The sequence below is a fragment of the Microbacterium sp. OR21 genome (assembly GCF_047306785.1).
Taxonomy (GTDB): Bacteria; Actinomycetota; Actinomycetes; order Actinomycetales; family Microbacteriaceae; genus Microbacterium; species Microbacterium esteraromaticum_E.
The window spans coordinates 736,259-752,143 of sequence record NZ_JAZEXJ010000003.1 but is presented as its reverse complement, the minus strand read 5'-3'; the positions used below and the strand labels follow the sequence as shown (position 1 = coordinate 752,143).

The 15,885-nt window shown below is 68.5% G+C and carries 16 protein-coding genes; 10 read left to right on the top strand and 6 right to left on the bottom strand.

The annotated features are described in order from the left end of the window. From hisD to V2S04_RS12205, 3 genes are read left to right on the top strand one after another with little or no spacing between them, the layout of a single operon-like run. Nucleotides 1-1,314: a histidinol dehydrogenase gene (hisD, locus tag V2S04_RS12215; RefSeq protein WP_413638687.1), complete on the top strand. Its 1,314-nt coding sequence runs from the start codon at nt 1-3 to the stop codon at nt 1,312-1,314. A 30-nt stretch (nt 1,315-1,344) separates the two neighbouring features. After that, the gene (nrdR, locus tag V2S04_RS12210; protein ID WP_413638686.1) at nt 1,345-1,821 is read left to right on the top strand and encodes a transcriptional regulator NrdR; all 477 of its coding nucleotides are present in this window, start codon (nt 1,345-1,347) and stop codon (nt 1,819-1,821) included. Between the two features lie 12 nt (nt 1,822-1,833). Further along, complete coding sequence (locus V2S04_RS12205) at nt 1,834-2,853, top strand: quinone-dependent dihydroorotate dehydrogenase (protein ID WP_413638782.1); 1,020 nt, start codon at nt 1,834-1,836, stop codon at nt 2,851-2,853. Nucleotides 2,854-2,886: 33 nt separating this feature from the next. Here V2S04_RS12205 and V2S04_RS12200 read toward each other — a convergent pair whose 3' ends face one another. Continuing rightward, complete coding sequence (locus V2S04_RS12200) at nt 2,887-3,447, bottom strand: DUF3043 domain-containing protein (protein WP_413638685.1); 561 nt, start codon at nt 3,445-3,447, stop codon at nt 2,887-2,889. A 44-nt stretch (nt 3,448-3,491) separates the two neighbouring features. Between V2S04_RS12200 and V2S04_RS12195 the strand changes: the two genes are divergently transcribed. From V2S04_RS12195 to V2S04_RS12175, 5 genes are all read left to right on the top strand, one after another. Next, on the top strand, nt 3,492-4,898 hold the full coding sequence (locus V2S04_RS12195) for a dipeptidase (protein ID WP_413638684.1): 1,407 nt from the start codon (nt 3,492-3,494) through the stop codon (nt 4,896-4,898). A 108-nt stretch (nt 4,899-5,006) separates the two neighbouring features. Further along, the gene (erpA, locus tag V2S04_RS12190) at nt 5,007-5,375 is read left to right on the top strand and encodes an iron-sulfur cluster insertion protein ErpA (protein ID WP_099196036.1); all 369 of its coding nucleotides are present in this window, start codon (nt 5,007-5,009) and stop codon (nt 5,373-5,375) included. An 89-nt stretch (nt 5,376-5,464) separates the two neighbouring features. Continuing rightward, entirely contained in the window at nt 5,465-6,358 is an 894-nt protein-coding gene (gene coxB / locus V2S04_RS12185) for a cytochrome c oxidase subunit II (protein WP_413638682.1), read from the top strand. Nucleotides 6,359-6,361: 3 nt separating this feature from the next. After that, complete coding sequence (ctaD, locus tag V2S04_RS12180; protein ID WP_413638681.1) at nt 6,362-8,086, top strand: cytochrome c oxidase subunit I; 1,725 nt, start codon at nt 6,362-6,364, stop codon at nt 8,084-8,086. A 2-nt stretch (nt 8,087-8,088) separates the two neighbouring features. Beyond that, a complete protein-coding gene (locus V2S04_RS12175; protein ID WP_099196033.1) occupies nt 8,089-8,511 on the top strand; it encodes a cytochrome c oxidase subunit 4 in 423 nt (140 codons plus the stop codon). Nucleotides 8,512-8,620: 109 nt separating this feature from the next. Here the strand turns inward: V2S04_RS12175 and V2S04_RS12170 are convergent, their stop codons facing one another. The 5 genes from V2S04_RS12170 to V2S04_RS12150 form a co-directional block, all read right to left on the bottom strand. Next, on the bottom strand, nt 8,621-9,040 hold the full coding sequence (locus tag V2S04_RS12170; RefSeq protein ID WP_413638680.1) for a rhodanese-like domain-containing protein: 420 nt from the start codon (nt 9,038-9,040) through the stop codon (nt 8,621-8,623). A 151-nt stretch (nt 9,041-9,191) separates the two neighbouring features. After that, on the bottom strand, nt 9,192-11,003 hold the full coding sequence (locus V2S04_RS12165) for a cytochrome b (protein WP_413638678.1): 1,812 nt from the start codon (nt 11,001-11,003) through the stop codon (nt 9,192-9,194). Next, complete coding sequence (locus tag V2S04_RS12160; RefSeq protein ID WP_099196030.1) at nt 11,000-12,079, bottom strand: ubiquinol-cytochrome c reductase iron-sulfur subunit; 1,080 nt, start codon at nt 12,077-12,079, stop codon at nt 11,000-11,002. Before V2S04_RS12160 ends, V2S04_RS12165 begins: the two co-directional genes overlap by 4 nt. Before the next feature lie 36 nt (nt 12,080-12,115). Next, nucleotides 12,116-12,949: a c-type cytochrome gene (locus V2S04_RS12155; protein WP_413638676.1), complete on the bottom strand. Its 834-nt coding sequence runs from the start codon at nt 12,947-12,949 to the stop codon at nt 12,116-12,118. A gap of 20 nt (nt 12,950-12,969) precedes the next feature. Then, nucleotides 12,970-13,626, bottom strand: a complete 657-nt coding sequence (locus V2S04_RS12150; RefSeq protein ID WP_099196042.1) for a heme-copper oxidase subunit III — start codon at nt 13,624-13,626, stop codon at nt 12,970-12,972. 188 nt (nt 13,627-13,814) lie between these two features. On the opposite strand from V2S04_RS12150, the gene trpD reads away from it, so the two are divergent. Beyond that, the gene (trpD, locus tag V2S04_RS12145; protein ID WP_413638675.1) at nt 13,815-14,879 is read left to right on the top strand and encodes an anthranilate phosphoribosyltransferase; all 1,065 of its coding nucleotides are present in this window, start codon (nt 13,815-13,817) and stop codon (nt 14,877-14,879) included. A 15-nt stretch (nt 14,880-14,894) separates the two neighbouring features. Beyond that, the gene (locus tag V2S04_RS12140; RefSeq protein ID WP_413638674.1) at nt 14,895-15,884 is read left to right on the top strand and encodes a PHP domain-containing protein; all 990 of its coding nucleotides are present in this window, start codon (nt 14,895-14,897) and stop codon (nt 15,882-15,884) included. The last annotated feature ends 1 nt before the right edge of the window (nt 15,885 follow it).

Sequence of the window (15,885 nt, the reverse complement as noted above, 5' to 3'; positions counted from 1 at the left end):
GTGCGCACGATCGATCTCCGAGGGCAGTCGCTCTCTCCCTCCGACATGCTCGCTGCGGTGCCCCGGGCCACGCAGGCGCGCGCCGAGGCGCTGGAGGCTGCGACCGCCATCGTCGAGGCGGTGCGGACGTCGGGCGAATCGGCGCTGCGTGAGCAGGCATCCCGCTTCGACGGCGTGAGCGGACACGCCATCCGCGTTCCCGCCGAGCACGTGGCGGAGGCTGCGGCGTCGGTCGACCCGCGGGTGCGAGACGCCCTCGAGGCGGCGATCGACCGCGTCCGCCGTGGCTCCGCGGCGCAGGTCCCCGGCCCGCAGACCACCGACATCGGCCCCGGCGCGCGCATCACGCAGCGGTGGCAGCCCGTGACGCGCGCGGGCGTGTACATCCCGGGCGGCAAGGCGCCGCTGGCATCCAGCGTCGTGATGAACGTCGTGCCGGCGCAGGTCGCCGGCGTCACCTCGATCGCCCTCGCCTCGCCGCCCCAGGCGGCGCACGAAGGCAGGGTGCACCCCACGATCCTCGCGGCCGCCGACCTGCTCGGCATCGACGAGATCTACGCGATCGGCGGCGCGGGCGCGATCGGCGCCCTCGCGCACGGTGTCGCAGACCTCGGACTCGACCCGGTCGACGTCGTCTCGGGGCCGGGGAACAACTACGTGGCCTCGGCCAAGCGCGTGGTCGCCGGCATCGTGGGAACGGATTCCGAGGCGGGTGCGACCGAGATCCTCATCGTCGCGGACGCCGACGCGGACCCCACCCTCATCGCTGTCGACCTCATCAGTCAGGCCGAGCACGACGAGCAGGCATCCGCCGTGCTCGTCACCGACTCTCCCGAGCTCGCCGAGCGCGTCGCCGGCGAGGTCGGGCGGCTCGCCGCGGTCACGACCCACGCCGCGCGCGTGGCCGAGGCCCTGGCCGGCCCCCAGTCGGCCATCGTGCTCGTCGACGACCGCGCGATGGCCGAGGCCTTCAGCAACGCCTACGCTCCGGAGCACCTCGAGCTGCACCTCGCCGACGCCGCAGATGCCGCGGCGCGCTTCACGAGCGCCGGTGCGGTCTTCGTCGGCGACCAGACCCCCGTCAGCCTCGGCGACTACATGGCCGGAAGCAACCACGTGCTGCCCACCGGGGGCCAGGCGCGTTACGCGGCTGGTCTCGGTGCGTACACGTTCCTGCGTCCGCAGCAGGTCATCGAGTACGACCACGCCGCTCTCGCCGAGGTGCGTGCCGGCGTCATCGCACTCGCGAACGCCGAAGTGCTCCCCGCGCACGGCGACGCCGTCGATGCGCGCTTCCCGGACGCTCCCAGGTGAGCTGAGCTCGGGCGAGTAGGCTGACGGATCATGCACTGCCCCTTCTGCCGGCATCCGGACTCCCGCGTCATCGACTCGCGAACCAGCGACGACGGTCTGTCGATCCGTCGCAGACGGCAGTGCCCGGAGTGCGGCGGCCGCTTCTCGACCACCGAGACGGCGAGCCTGATCGTCATCAAGCGCTCCGGCGTGATGGAGGCCTTCAGCCGTGACAAGGTGATCTCGGGTGTGCGCAAGGCATGCCAGGGGCGCCCGGTCACCGAGGCGAATCTCGCACTGCTCGCGCAGAAGGTCGAGGAGGCGGTCCGCCAGACCGGCGTCTCGCAGCTCGACACGAACGAGATCGGCCTCGCGATCCTCGGACCGCTGCGCGAGCTCGACGAGGTGGCCTACCTCCGATTCGCCAGCGTCTACCAGGAGTTCGACTCGCTCGAGGACTTCGAGCGCGCGATCGGCGATCTGCGCGCCGACCACGCGCCGGCGGAGACTAATTCCGCCGACCGGTAACCTTGGGCAGTGATGTACTCACTGCTCTTCCGCCACGTCCTCGCGCGCTTCGACCCCGAGTTCGCGCACCACGCCGCCATGGCGGTCATCCGCGTGCTCGGCGTGCGTCCGTTCGCGTGGGCTGCACGCGCACTGACCGCACCGCGCCCCGAGCAGCAGGTGCAGGCGCTCGGCCTGGTCTTCCCGTCCCCGTTCGGCGTCGCAGCAGGCTTCGACAAGAACGCCGTCGGCGTGCGCGGGCTCGACGCGCTGGGATTCGGGCACATCGAGGTCGGCACGGTGACGGCCATCGCGCAGGACGGCAACCCGAAGCCGCGCCTGTTCCGCCTCGTCCCCGACCGCGCCGTGATCAATCGCATGGGCTTCAACAACGACGGGGCCGACGCCGCCGCGCGCCGCCTCGAGGCGCTGCGCCGCCGCGCTCCGCGGGCGGTGATCGGGGTGAACATCGGCAAGAGCCGCGTGGTCGCCGTCGAGGACGCCATCGGCGACTACGTCGTCTCCGCCACCCGCCTCGCGCCGCTCGCCGACTACCTCGCCGTGAACGTGTCGTCGCCCAACACCCCGGGCCTGCGCGGTCTGCAGGCCGTCGAGACCCTCGCCCCGCTCCTGCGTGCGGTGAAGCAGGCGGCCGGCGACACGCCGCTGCTGGTGAAGATCGCACCCGACCTGCCCGACGACGAGATCGACGCGATCGCCCGGCTGGCCGTCGCCGAGGGGCTGGCCGGCATCATCGCGCACAACACGACCATCTCGCGCGACGGACTGATCACCGATCCCGCGGTCGTCGAGGCCGCGGGCGCCGGCGGCCTCTCCGGTGCGCCGCTGAAGGCGCGCTCGCTCGAGGTGCTCGCCGTGGTCAGGGCCGCGGTGCCCGACGACTTCTGCGTGATCGCGGTCGGGGGAGTGGAGACGGCTGAGGACGTGCAGCGCAGGCTGGATGCCGGTGCGACACTCGTGCAGGGGTACACGGCCTTCCTGTACCGCGGGCCGCTCTGGGCCAGGCAGATCAACAGAGGCCTGCGCCGCTGAGCAGCACAGGCCTCTGAAAGAGCGGAAGACGGGTCAGGCGGGGTACTGGCCGCGCTTGACCTGGGGCTTCGGCAGGCGCATGAAGCGCATCTGCAGCGATCGCATGGCCGCGTACCAGCCGAGACCGCGCTCGCGGCGTTCGAGGCCGAACTTCGCTGCGACCTTCTTCTTCACGCGCATGCTCAGCAGCACCATGTCGCCGACGGCGAGAAGCATGAAGCCCCACAGGCCGACCATGGCCCACAGCTGCACCTCGCGGATGTCGATGAGACTGAGCACGATCACCAGCAGCATCGATGCCATCAGCCACTCCGAGATGTGCCAGCCGGCGTCGACGTAGTCGCGCACCCAGCGGCGCTGAGGACCGCGGTCGCGTGCCGGCAGGTACTTGTCCTCGCCGTTCTCCATGCCGATGCGCGCCCGCTCACGACGCGCCTGCAGATCGGCCTTCGCCGCTGCGCGCGCCTCCTTGGTGTTCGCGACCAGGGGGCGGCGGTTCGCCGCCTCGCGCTCGGCGCGGGTCGGGGTGGCGCGGCCCTTGCCCACGGCGGGCGTCTTGGGGGCGTCGTCGGCTTCAGGGGTGGGTGTGGGCACGTTCGACCTCAGTTCGGAATCGGGTTCGCCTTAAGATTACTCGCATGACATCCCCCGCATCCTCTGCGTCCGAGAACCGCCTGCTCGAGGCCGTCGCCCTCGGCATCCCGTCCGCTCTGGCCGACCTCGGCGCACTGGTGCGCATCCCTGGCATCGCCTGGCCGGCCTTCGACCAGACGCAGCTGCAGCGCTCCGCCGAGGCGGTCGCCGAGCTCGCACGCGGCACGGGGGTGTTCGACGAGGTGCGCGTGCTGCGGGCGCACGTCGACGACACCGACGAGCTGGGTCAGCCGGCCGTGCTCGCGACCCGAGCGGCACGCAACGGCCGTCCGACGATCCTGCTGTACGCCCACCACGACGTGCAGCCGCCGGGCGCGGACGAGCTCTGGGAGACGCCGCCGTTCGAGCCGACCGTGCGCGACGGCCGCCTGTACGGGCGCGGTGCCGCCGACGATAAGGCCGGGATCATGGCGCACATAGCGGCGCTGCGCGCGGTCGCCGAGGTGCTCGGCGACGACCTCGATCTCGGCGTCTCGCTGTTCATCGAGGGGGAGGAGGAGTACGGCTCCCGCTCGTTCGCCCGCTTCCTGCGCGACAACGCCGACGCGCTGCGCGCGGATGCGATCGTCGTGGCCGACTCGGGCAACCTCGACTCGAGCACTCCGGGCCTGACCGTGTCGCTGCGCGGCAACGCGCGCTTCACCCTCACCGTGCGCACGCTGGAGCACGCCTCGCACTCCGGCATGTTCGGAGGAGCTGTTCCGGATGCCATGATGGCCGCCGTCACGCTGCTCGCGACGCTGTGGGACGCCGACGGCGCGGTCGCCGTCGACGGCATGACCAGCCGGGAGGCCGAGACGCCCGAGTACTCCGAGCAGACGCTGCGGGAGGAGGCGGGCCTGCTGGAGAGCGTCAGCCCGATCGGACGCGATGACATCTTCGGCCGGATCTGGAACAAGCCGTCCATCACCATCACCGGCATGGACGTGACCAGCGTCGCCGCGGCGTCCAACACGCTGCTGCCCGAGGTGAGCCTCGTCATCAGCGCCCGCGTCGCCCCGGGGCAGAGCGCGGCCGATGCATACGCTGCGCTGGAGCGCCACCTGCGCGCCCACGCGCCGTTCGGTGCCGAGCTCACGTTCACCGACGTCGACCTCGGCGACGGCTTCCTCGTCGACACCTCGGGGTGGGCGGTGCAGCTCACGCGTGCCGCCATGGGCGACGGCTACGGCGTCGACGCGGTCGACCTCGGCATCGGCGGCTCCATCCCGTTCATCGCCGACCTCGTGCGCGAGTTCCCCGGCGCCCAGATCCTGGTCACCGGGGTCGAGGACCCGCACTCCCGTGCACACAGCCCCAACGAGTCCCTGCACCTCGAGACGTTCCGCAACGCCGTGCGCACCGAGGCGCTTCTCCTCGCCCGCATGAACGCCCGCACCACCGACTCCTGATCCCCGCCGCCGGTGCCCGCAGCACGCCGATGGACGGCCCTGCGGGCACCGGCGGCGGTAGAATCGAGACGAGCAGCGAGACCGCGCTGCCTGTTGCAAGGAGTTGAGATGAGCGACACCACCCTGACCTCTGAGTCCACCGCTGCGCCCGCCCACGGCGTCTCGCTGACCGATGCCGCTGCGCTCAAGGTGAAGAGCCTCCTCGAGCAGGAGGGCCGCGACGACCTGCGCCTGCGGGTGGCCGTGCAGCCCGGCGGATGCTCGGGCCTGATCTACCAGCTGTACTTCGACGAGCGCTACCTGGAGGGCGACGAGACCGTCGACTTCGACGGCGTCGAGGTCATCATCGACAACATGAGCGTTCCGTACCTCGACGGGGCCTCCATCGACTTCAAGGACACGATCTCGGAGCAGGGGTTCACGATCGACAACCCCAACGCTGCCGGCAGCTGCGCCTGCGGCGACAGCTTCCACTGAGGCGGGCCAACCTGCGTGGTTGGCATGAATCGCGTGTGAGGTTGCCCTAGACTTGAGTTCGCTCCTGTCCGAGATCTGAAAGGTGCATCGTGCCCTCGAAACGCCGCCTTCGTTGGGCCGCGCTCCCGCTGGGAGCAGCGGCAGCTGTGGCCCTGGCGGGATGTACTCCCACCGAACTCCATGGATTCCTTCCGGGCTTCGTCGAAGACGGCACCCCCACGACGAATCAGACCGAGACGGTCGCCGGTCTGTGGGTCACATCATGGGTCGTCCTGCTGGCCGTCGGCGTGATCACCTGGGCGCTGATGGCCTGGGCCCTGGTCATGTACCGCCGCCGCACGGGGCAGACGGGCCTTCCGGTCCAGCTGCGCTACAACATGCCGATCGAGATCCTCTACACGGTGATCCCGCTGATCCTCGTGCTCGGCATGTTCTTCTTCACGGCTCGTGATCAGGCCGACATCGAGACGCAGTGGGATGAGCCGGACGTCGAGATCACGGCCATCGCGAAGCAGTGGGCGTGGGACTTCCAGTACGGGGCCGAGGACGAAGAAGACCCCGTGTGGACCATGGGCGTCCAGGCAGACCCCGACGAGGCCGGCGACATCGACCGCGAGAAGCTGCCGACGCTCGTCCTCCCGGTCGACAAGAAGGTCACCATCGACCTGCAGTCGCGCGATGTCATCCACTCCTTCTGGATCATCGACTTCCTGTACAAGAAGGACATGTACATCGGCAAGGACAACTCCTGGTCCTTCATCCCGACACGCGTCGGAGAGTACGACGGCAAGTGCGCCGAGCTCTGCGGCGAGTACCACTCGATGATGCTCTTCAACGTGAAGGTCGTCGAGCAGGACGAGTACGACGCGTACCTCGAGACCCTGCGCGAGCAGGGCAACACGGGCGACATCACGGACGCCTACGATCGACTCAGCAATCTCCCCGGCACCGGTGCGAGCACCGGTTCCGAGGAAGAGGAGTAAGCCATGACCACCACAGCTGAACCCACCACGGTTCCGGGCGCCCGCCCGACCACTCTGCCTCCGCGTCAGGCAGCGCTGCTCACCTCCTCCCGCGTGGAGCAGAAGGGCAACATCATCGTCAAGTGGATGACCTCCACCGACCACAAGACGATCGGGTACATGTACCTGATCGCGTCGGTGCTGTTCTTCCTCCTCGGTGGAGTCATGGCGCTGATCATCCGCGCCGAGCTCTTCGCACCCGGCATGCAGATCGTGCCCACGAAGGAGCAGTACAACCAGCTGTTCACGATGCACGGCACGATCATGCTGCTGATGTTCGCGACGCCGCTGTTCGCCGGCTTCGCCAACGCGATCCTGCCCCTGCAGCTCGGCGCGCCCGACGTCGCCTTCCCGCGTCTGAACGCGTTCGCTTTCTGGCTGTTCACGTTCGGCTCGGTGATGGCCATCGCCGGCTTCCTCACGCCGCAGGGCGCGGCGTCGTTCGGCTGGTTCGCCTATCAGCCGCTCGCCAACTCGTCGTTCTCGCCGGGTGTCGGCGGAAACCTGTGGATGCTCGGCCTCGGCCTCTCCGGCTTCGGCACGATCCTCGGTGCGGTGAACTTCATCACGACGGTCATCACGATGCGCGCGCCGGGCATGACCATGTGGCGCATGCCGATCTTCTCGTGGAACACGCTGATCACCAGCCTGCTGATCCTGATGGCCTTCCCGGTTCTGGCCGCCGCCATCCTGGCCGCCGCCGCCGACCGCGTGCTCGGCTCGCACATCTACGACGTGGCCAACGGCGGTGTGCTGCTGTGGCAGCACCTGTTCTGGTTCTTCGGCCACCCGGAGGTGTACATCATCGCGCTGCCGTTCTTCGGCATCGTCTCCGAGATCTTCCCGGTCTTCAGCCGCAAGCCGATCTTCGGCTACAAGACGCTCGTCTACGCGACGATCGCCATCGCGGCGCTGTCGGTCTCGGTGTGGGCGCACCACATGTACGTCACCGGCGGTGTGCTGCTGCCGTTCTTCGCGCTGATGACGATGCTCATCGCAGTGCCGACCGGCGTGAAGATCTTCAACTGGATCGGAACGATGTGGCGCGGCTCGATCACCTTCGAGACCCCGATGGTCTTCGCCCTCGGCTTCCTCGTGTCGTTCGTGTTCGGCGGTCTGACCGGTGTCATCCTCGCGGCCCCGCCGCTGGACTTCCACCTCAGCGACTCGTACTTCGTCGTCGCCCACTTCCACTACGTCGTCTTCGGCACGGTCGTGTTCGCGATGTTCGCCGGCTTCTACTTCTGGTGGCCGAAGTGGACCGGCCGCATGCTCAACGAGCGACTCGGCTACATCCACTTCTGGATGCTGTTCATCGGCTTCCACATGACCTTCCTCGTGCAGCACTGGCTGGGCGTCGACGGCATGCCGCGTCGCTACGCCGACTACTCGACATACGACAACTGGGAGTGGGGCAACCAGGTCTCCACGATCGGCGCCATCATCCTGGGCGCATCGATGCTGCCGTTCTTCCTCAACGTGTGGATCACGGCGCGCAAGGCTCCGAAGGTCACCGTCAACGACCCGTGGGGCTACGGCGCGTCGCTCGAGTGGGCCACCTCGTGCCCGCCCCCGCGTCATAACTTCACGTCGATCCCGCGCATCCGCAGTGAGCGACCGGCGTTCGACCTGAACCACCCGGAGGCCGCAGAGCACCCGGTCGGCGTCGCAGCGGAAGAGGTCAAGTAAGCATGCGCAGCAATGTTGTCCTGTGGTGGATCATCACCGCGTTCTTCCTCGTCGCATCCATCGTCTACACCGTGTGGAACCTCGTGGACCCGTTCCACGGCTACGTCGAGTGGGCGGGAACCGTGGCGCTGCTGTTCGTGGCGTTCATGGGCGCCATGGTGGCCGTCTACCTGCACCGCACGTACAAGGCGCAGGGTGGCGAGCTGCCCGAAGACGTCCTGACCGCCGACATCGACGACGGTGACCCCGAGCTCGGCGAGTTCTCGCCGTGGTCGTGGTGGCCGATGGTCCTCGCCGCCTCGGCGGCGGTGTTCCTGCTGGGTCTGGCTGTCGGCCACTTCCTGCTGCCGATCGGCCTGGCGATCTTCCTCGTCGCGATCGTCGGCTGGGTGTACGAGTACTACCGCGGGCACTTCGCCCGCTGACGACGCACAGCACTGTCACGAAGGCCCCTGGACGCATCCAGGGGCCTTCTTCGTGCCATCGGGCGCCCCGCCTGTCCCGCGGCGGGACGCCGTCGCGGCAGAGCGCGTCTCAGGGGCGGGTGCGCACGCGCGGCACCCCGGTGAGGGGATCGATCGGGCGGCGATGGATGCCGTCACGATCCTCGACGGGATACCCCTCACGCACCCAGTACTCGAACCCGCCGATCATCTCGCGCACCGCGTACCCCAGTCGCGCGAACTCGAGAGCACCCTTGGCGCCCGCGTTGCACCCCGGGCTCCAGCAGTACACGACCACCTCGGCGCCGGTGGGGATCTCCTGCGGCGCGCGCTCGGCGATCTCGCTGTAGTGCATGTGGATCGCGCCCGCTGCGCGCCCCTGGGCCCAGGCCTCATCCGAGCGGACATCGACGATCACGAGCCCCGTGCCGGCCTTCTGAGCGGCGTACACGTCGCTGGGGTCCGTCTCGTACTCGAGCTTGGCGGCGAAGAAGTCGTGTCGATCTATCATGCTGACAGGTTACTCGCGCGCCGTCGGGACGACGGTGCATGACGACAGTGCATGACGTGGCGCCGACAGGCGAGCGACTCGCGCGGACGGGATACGACTGAGGGCCCGTCCAAACGGACGGGCCCTCAGTCGTGCACGGGGGAGTGGCGGCTTACTCGCCGTCCTCCGCCTTCTTGTTCTTGCGCGGCTTCGCCGGGTCCTTGGCGATGACCGAGCTCGGGGTGTTCGGGGTCTCGCCGACGTGCAGGTCGGTCGGAGCGATCTGGTCGTCCGAGCTGACACCGGCACGCTCGTGAGCGCCCGCGATCTCTGCGGCCTCGATCTCCTCGTCATGCGCCAGCGTGTGGCGCTGGTGCGCGTCTGCGGCGGCGATCTCGGCCTGGGTCAGCGGCTGCAGGCGGTCCTCGTAGAACCAGCGTGAGATGGAGCTGCGCAGGTTCTCGTGCCACGGGATGCGGCCCTTGGCGTTGGGACGCACGACGAGCGGCTCGTAGGACGTGTAGTCGATGAGCTTCCAGCGGTCGTACACGTCGACGGGCTGGTGCACCTCGATGAACTCGCCACCGGGGAGGCGGACGATGCGTCCCGACTCGTAGCCGTGCAGCACGATCTCGCGGTCCTTCTTCTGCAGCGCGATGCAGATGCGCTTCGTGACGAAGTAGCCGAGAACCGGACCGACGAAGAGCAGCGCCTGGAGCGTGTGGATGACACCCTCCATGGTCAGCATGAAGTGCGTCGCCATGAGGTCCGACGATGCGGCGGCCCAGAGCACGGCGTAGAAGATCATGCCGGCCACGCCGATGGCGGTGCGGGTCGGGGCGTTGCGCGGACGGTCGGCGATGTGGTGCTCGCGCTTGTCGCCGGTGATCCAGGCCTCGATGAACGGGTACAGCGCCACGACGACGATGAACAGTCCGAGCACCAGCACCGGGATGACGATGCCGAGCGACAGGGTGAAGTTGCCGATGGGCACATCCAGGTGCGGGGGAGCGAGACGCAGGGCGCCGTCGGCGAAGCCGATGTACCAGTCAGGCTGCGTACCTGCCGAGATGGGTGACGGGTCGTAGGGGCCGTAGTCCCAGAACGGCAGGATCTGGAAGAACGAGGCGATCAGGACGATCACGCCGAACACGATGAAGAAGAAGCCGCCCATCTTCGACATGTAGACCGGCATCATCGGGTAGCCCACGACGTTGTCGTTGGTGCGTCCGGGACCGGCGAACTGGGTGTGCTTGTTGATCACCATCAGCATGAGGTGCAGCACGATCATGCCGATCACGAGCAGCGGCAGCAGCAGGATGTGCATGGTGTAAAGACGTCCGACGATGTCGTCGCCCGGGAACTCGCCGCCGAAGATGAGGAACGAGGTCCACGTGCCGATCAGGGGAAGGCCCTTGATCATGCCGTCGATGATGCGCAGGCCGTTGCCCGAGAGCAGGTCGTCGGGGAGCGAGTAGCCGGTGAAGCCCTCGGCGAGAGCCAGGATGAACAGCACGAAGCCGATGACCCAGTTGAGCTCGCGCGGCTTGCGGAACGCTCCGGTGAAGAACACCCGCAGCATGTGGATGCCGATGCCCGCGATGAACACGAGCGCGGCCCAGTGGTGGATCTGGCGCACCAGAAGACCGCCGCGGATGTCCCATGAGATGCGCAGGGCGGACTCGAAGGCAGCCGTCATCTCGACGCCGCGCAGCGGCGCGTACGCGCCGACGTAGTGCGTGGGAGCCATCGAGGCCTGGAAGAAGAACGTCAGGAACGTCCCCGACAGGAAGACGGCGACGAAGGCCCACAGTGCGATCTCACCCAGCATGAACGACCAGTGGTCGGGGAAGATCTTGCGGCCCAGCTCCTTGACGAAGCCCGACAGGCTGGTGCGCTCGTCGATGTAGTTCGCCGTCGCGCCGATGAAGCGTCCGCCCAGGGGCTTCTGCTTGGTGTCCTCTTTAAGAGTTGCGGTGCTCAATGACGCTCCCAGAAGCTCGGGCCGACGGGTTCGGTGAAGTCGCGCTGTGCGATGAGGTAGCCCTCATCGTCGACAGCGATGGGCAGCTGTGGCAGGGGACGCGCGGCCGGGCCGAAGATGACCTTGGCGTGGTCCGTGACGTCGAACTGCGACTGGTGGCACGGGCACAGCAGGTGGTGCGTCTGCTGCTCGTACAGGGCGACGGGGCAGCCGACGTGGGTGCAGACCTTCGAGTACGCGACGATGCCGTCGTACGACCAGTCCTTGCGGTCCTCGGCCTCGATCAGCTGCTCGGGGCGCAGGCGCATGAGCAGGACGATGGCCTTGGCCTTCTCCTCCATGTAGCCCTCTTCGTGACCCAGCTCGGCGAGCGGCTCGGGGATCACGTGGAAGGCCGAGCCGAGGGTCACGTCTGCGGCGCGGATGGGCGTGCCCTCCGGGTCACGGGCCAGGCGCATGCCCTTCTCCCACATGGTGTGCTTGAGAAGCGCGACCGGATCGCCCGCGATCGGGTTGCCGTGCGAGTTGTTGTGCGGTGCGAGACCGCGGAAGAGCGTGAGGCCGGGGAGGATCGACGCGATGACGGCGGCGATCAGCGAGTTGCGGATGACGGCGCGCCGGCCGAAACCGGAGTCCTCGTTCGCCTCGGAGAACGCCTGCACCGCTGCGGCACGGGTTGCGTCCTTGCCGCGGGTGGGGTGGCGGTGCTCGATGTACTCCTTGTCGGACATCAGCGCCTTCGACCAGTGGATCGCGCCGATGCCGAGCGCCAGCAGCGCGAACGCGATGCCGATGCCGATGTACATGTTGTTGTGGCGGATGTCGATCGCCAGGCCGCTCTCGATCGGGAACAGCATGTACGCGGCGACCGCCCAGATGCTGCCTGCGAGCGACAGGTAGAACAGCGTGTAGACCGTGCGGACCGCTGCCTTCTCGGCGCGCGGGTCCTTATCGGTCATGCGCTCACGGTGGGGCGGCAGTCCCGGGTTCTCCGCAGGATCGCTGACTGCGACGCCCAGCCCCCGCGAGGGCTGGTAGGCCCTGTCGAGAGCCTGCGTGTCGTCGTCGTGTGCCATGGTGCTCCTCGTACGTAACTCTTCGATGAAAGTGCGTCAGTTGGACTTCGCCGTGATCCACACGGTGAGGGCGACGAGCGCGCCGATTCCGAAGATCCAGATGAACAGGCCCTCCGACACGGGACCGAGCGATCCGAGCGTGAAGCCGCCGATCTGCACGGCCTCCTGCTGGTATACGAGGGCGGCGATGATGTCGCGCTTGTCCTCGGTGCTCAGGTTCATGTCGCCGAAGACCGGCATGTTCTGCGGGCCGGTGACCATGGCCGCGTAGATGTGCAGCGGGCTGGTCGAGGTCAGCGCGGGGGCGTACTTGCCCTCGGTGAGCGCACCACCGGCAGCGGCGACGTTGTGGCACATGGCGCAGTTGATGCGGAACAGCTCCGCACCGTGCGCGATGTCGACCTCGTCCTGCGCGTTGTCGGGGTTCTCCTTGCCCTCGGTCACCCAGTCCTCCGGGTACGTCGGCCCCGGTGCGACACTCTGCACGTACGCGGCCATCGCACGGATCTGCGCGTCGGTGAACTGCGGCTTCTTCTGCGGTGCCTGCGGGCCCTGCATCTGCAGCGGCATGCGGCCGGTGGCGACCTGGAACTCGACGGAGAGCTCGCCGACGCCGATCAGGCTCGGTCCCTCCGACGTTCCCTGCATGTCGAGACCGTGGCAGGTGGCGCAGTTCGCCGTGAACAGCTTCTCGCCGTCCTCCACGGTCAGCTCTGCTGCCGCGCTGGTCTGCGTGTCAGCCGTGGAGGCCATCGCGGCCGACGCGCCGGCGTAGGCTCCGCCGGTGAGCAGCAGGCCGGCGCCGATCAGGGCGGCAGCGGCGAGGGGACTGCGGCGACCGCGCGAGCGGTGCTTCTTCTCTCGTGCCATTTCGGAAAATCGCTCCGCTCTTATTTCAGGAAGTAGATGACGGCGAACAGGGCGACCCAGACGACGTCGACGAAGTGCCAGTAGTACGACACGACGATCGAGGAGGTCGCCTCCTTGTGGCCGAAGTTCTTGACGGCGTACGCACGGCCGATGACCAGCACGAAGGCGATCAGGCCGCCGGTGACGTGCAGTGCGTGGAAGCCCGTGGTGAGGTAGAACGCCGAGGCGTACGAGTCGGCCTGGATCGGCATTCCCTCTGCGACCAGCTGCGCGTACTCCCAGACCTGGCCGCTGACGAAGATCGCGCCGAGGATGAAGGTGAGCCAGAACCACTCGACCATGCCCCAGCCGAACAGGCGGCGACGGCCGAAGGCGTTCACCCGGCCCTTCTCGATGCGGTACGGCTGCAGGTCCTCAGCGGCGAAGACGCCCATCTGGCAGGTGAACGACGACGCGACCAGGATCGCGGTGTTCACCGCTGCGAAGACGACGTTCAGCAGCTCGGTGCGGTCGGCCCACAGCTCGGGGGAGGTGCTGCGCAGCGTGAAGTAGATCGCGAAGAGTCCCGCGAAGAACATGACTTCGCTGCCGAGCCACACGATGGTGCCGACAGCGACCGGATTGGGGCGCTTGATGGTTCTTGCCGCCGGGGCATACGTCGCTGAGGTGGTCACCAGACCATTATGGCCGATTCCGCACGCGGATTCTCGCACCGACGTGGCCTGTCCCGCTGTCCTGCGACTAAGGAGAACCTAAGAAGGGCCTGCGAATGTGCCGGGATCGTGCAGAGAACGCGGGATGTGCGGCCTGCCGGCATGCGTCATCTCGAATCGGCAACGTGCGAGCCGCGATTAGGATCGCAGTCATGGCTGACTCCCTCACCTGGCCCGATCTGCTCTCGACGCTGCTGGACCGCCGTGATCTCAGCGTGTGGGAGTCGACCTGGGCGATGCGTCAGGTGATGCAGGGCAGGGTGACGGATGCCCAGCTCGCCGGGTTCCTCGTGGCGCTGCGCGCCAAGGGCGAGACCATCGACGAGATCGTGGGCTTCCGCGACGCGATCCTCGAGGCCGCAGTGCCCCTGCCGGTCTCCTCCGACGTGCTCGACATCGTCGGCACGGGCGGCGACCGGATCGGCACGGTAAACATCTCCACCACGGCGGCCATCATCATCGGCGCCTCCGGCATCCCGGTGGTCAAGCACGGCAACCGGGCCGCCAGCTCGTCATCCGGCTCCTCCGACGTCCTCGCCGCGCTCGGGCTCGACATCTCGCTCGACCCGGCGCGGGTGGCCGCGGCGCTCGAGCGCACCGGAATCACCTTCGCGTGGGCCGCGGCGTTCCATCCCGGCTTCAAGCACGCGGGAGTCGCCAGGTCCGAACTCGCGGTGCCCACGGTCTTCAACATGCTCGGACCGCTGTGCAACCCCGCGCGGGCCGAGGCGAACGCAGTCGGCGTGGCGCAGCTCGATCGCGTGCCGCTGATCACCGGCGTGTTCCGCACCCGCGGCGCGACTGCGCTGGTCTTCCGCGGTGACGACGGACTCGACGAGCTCACCACCACCGGGCACAGCCGCATCTGGGAGGTCACCCGCGGCGACATCCACGAGCACGATCTCGACCCGCGCGACCTCGGCATCCCGCTCGCCGAGCTCGACGACCTCGTCGGCGGCTCGCCCGAGCACAACGCCGCCGTGCTGCGACGCACCCTGTCGGGCGAGACCGGCGCCGTACGCGACATCGTGCTGCTGAACGCCGCGGCTGGCATCGTCGCCTACGAGCTGTCGCACGACTCGACGCTGACGCAGATTCCCATCGTCGAGCGGCTGCGCGACGCCCATGCGCGCGCCGCGGCCGTCATCGACGACGGGCGTGCCGCAGCCAAGCTCGACCAGTGGGTGCAGGTCACGCGGGAGCCGCTTCCCGCCTGAGCGCAGGGGACCGCCATGGATGCCGCCGACGCCCTCCTCGAGATCGCCTCGCTGCTCGAACGCGAGCGCGCATCCCGTTACCGTGCCAAGGCCTTCCGGCAGGCGGCGGCGGTCGTCTCCTCGCTGCCGGCCGATGTCCTGGCCGATCCCACGCTGCTGAAGGCGCAGAAGGGCATCGGAGACTCCACCTTCGCGGTGATCCGCCAGGCGCAGCAGGGCCGAGTGCCGGAATACCTTCTCGAGCTGCGCGGCGAGGTCGAGCCCGAGCGCCCCTCGGCGCTTCGCGCCCGGCTGAAGGGCGACCTGCACAGTCATACGGACTGGTCGGACGGAACCACGCCGATCGACACGATGGTGGCGGCGGCGCGGGCACTGGGTCACGAGTATCTCGCCATCACCGACCACTCGCCGCGGCTGAAGGTCGCGCGCGGACTCTCGGCGGAGCGGCTGAGCGAGCAGATCCCGCTCGTCCGCGCGCAGTCGGATGACCGCCTGACGGTGCTCGCCGGGATCGAGGTCGACATCCTCGAGGACGGTGCGCTCGATCAGACCGAGGATATGCTCGGCGCGCTGGACATCGTCGTCGCCTCCGTGCACTCCAAGCTGCGCATGGATGCCGCTCCGATGACGCGGCGCATGCTCAGAGCGGTCGCCCACCCGCGGGTGAACGTTCTCGGGCACTGCACCGGTCGGCTCGTCGAGGGCTCGCGCGGCACGCGTCCGCGCTCGGATTTCGACGCCAGGGCGGTGTTCGCGGCCTGTGCCGAGAACGGGGTGGCCGTCGAGGTCAATTCGCGACCGGAACGCCAGGACCCGCCTGACGACCTGATCGCGATCGCGCTCGAGGAGGGGTGCCTGTTCTCGATCGACTCCGACGCCCACGCCCCGGGCCAGCTCTCGCTGCTGGATCACGGCGCAGAGCGCGCGGAGGCCGCCGGTGTCCCGCCGGAGCGGATCGTCACCACCTGGGGTGTCGAGCGGCTGCTCGGCTGGGCTCGCGGCTGAG

Bases quoted from the DNA above. Each gene is read 5' to 3' on its own strand.
- V2S04_RS12175 (WP_099196033.1), top strand. From the start codon at position 8,089: ATGCGCAGCAATGTTGTCCTGTGGTGGATCATCACCGCGTTCTTCCTC.
- ctaD (WP_413638681.1), top strand. From the start codon at position 6,362: ATGACCACCACAGCTGAACCCACCACGGTTCCGGGCGCCCGCCCGACC.
- erpA (WP_099196036.1), top strand. From the start codon at position 5,007: ATGAGCGACACCACCCTGACCTCTGAGTCCACCGCTGCGCCCGCCCAC.
- V2S04_RS12140 (WP_413638674.1), top strand. From the start codon at position 14,895: ATGGATGCCGCCGACGCCCTCCTCGAGATCGCCTCGCTGCTCGAACGC.
- nrdR (WP_413638686.1), top strand. From the start codon at position 1,345: ATGCACTGCCCCTTCTGCCGGCATCCGGACTCCCGCGTCATCGACTCG.
- V2S04_RS12160 (WP_099196030.1), bottom strand. From the start codon at position 12,079: ATGGCACACGACGACGACACGCAGGCTCTCGACAGGGCCTACCAGCCC.
- trpD (WP_413638675.1), top strand. From the start codon at position 13,815: ATGGCTGACTCCCTCACCTGGCCCGATCTGCTCTCGACGCTGCTGGAC.
- V2S04_RS12170 (WP_413638680.1), bottom strand. From the start codon at position 9,040: ATGATAGATCGACACGACTTCTTCGCCGCCAAGCTCGAGTACGAGACG.
- V2S04_RS12155 (WP_413638676.1), bottom strand. From the start codon at position 12,949: ATGGCACGAGAGAAGAAGCACCGCTCGCGCGGTCGCCGCAGTCCCCTC.
- V2S04_RS12195 (WP_413638684.1), top strand. From the start codon at position 3,492: ATGACATCCCCCGCATCCTCTGCGTCCGAGAACCGCCTGCTCGAGGCC.
- V2S04_RS12205 (WP_413638782.1), top strand. From the start codon at position 1,834: ATGTACTCACTGCTCTTCCGCCACGTCCTCGCGCGCTTCGACCCCGAG.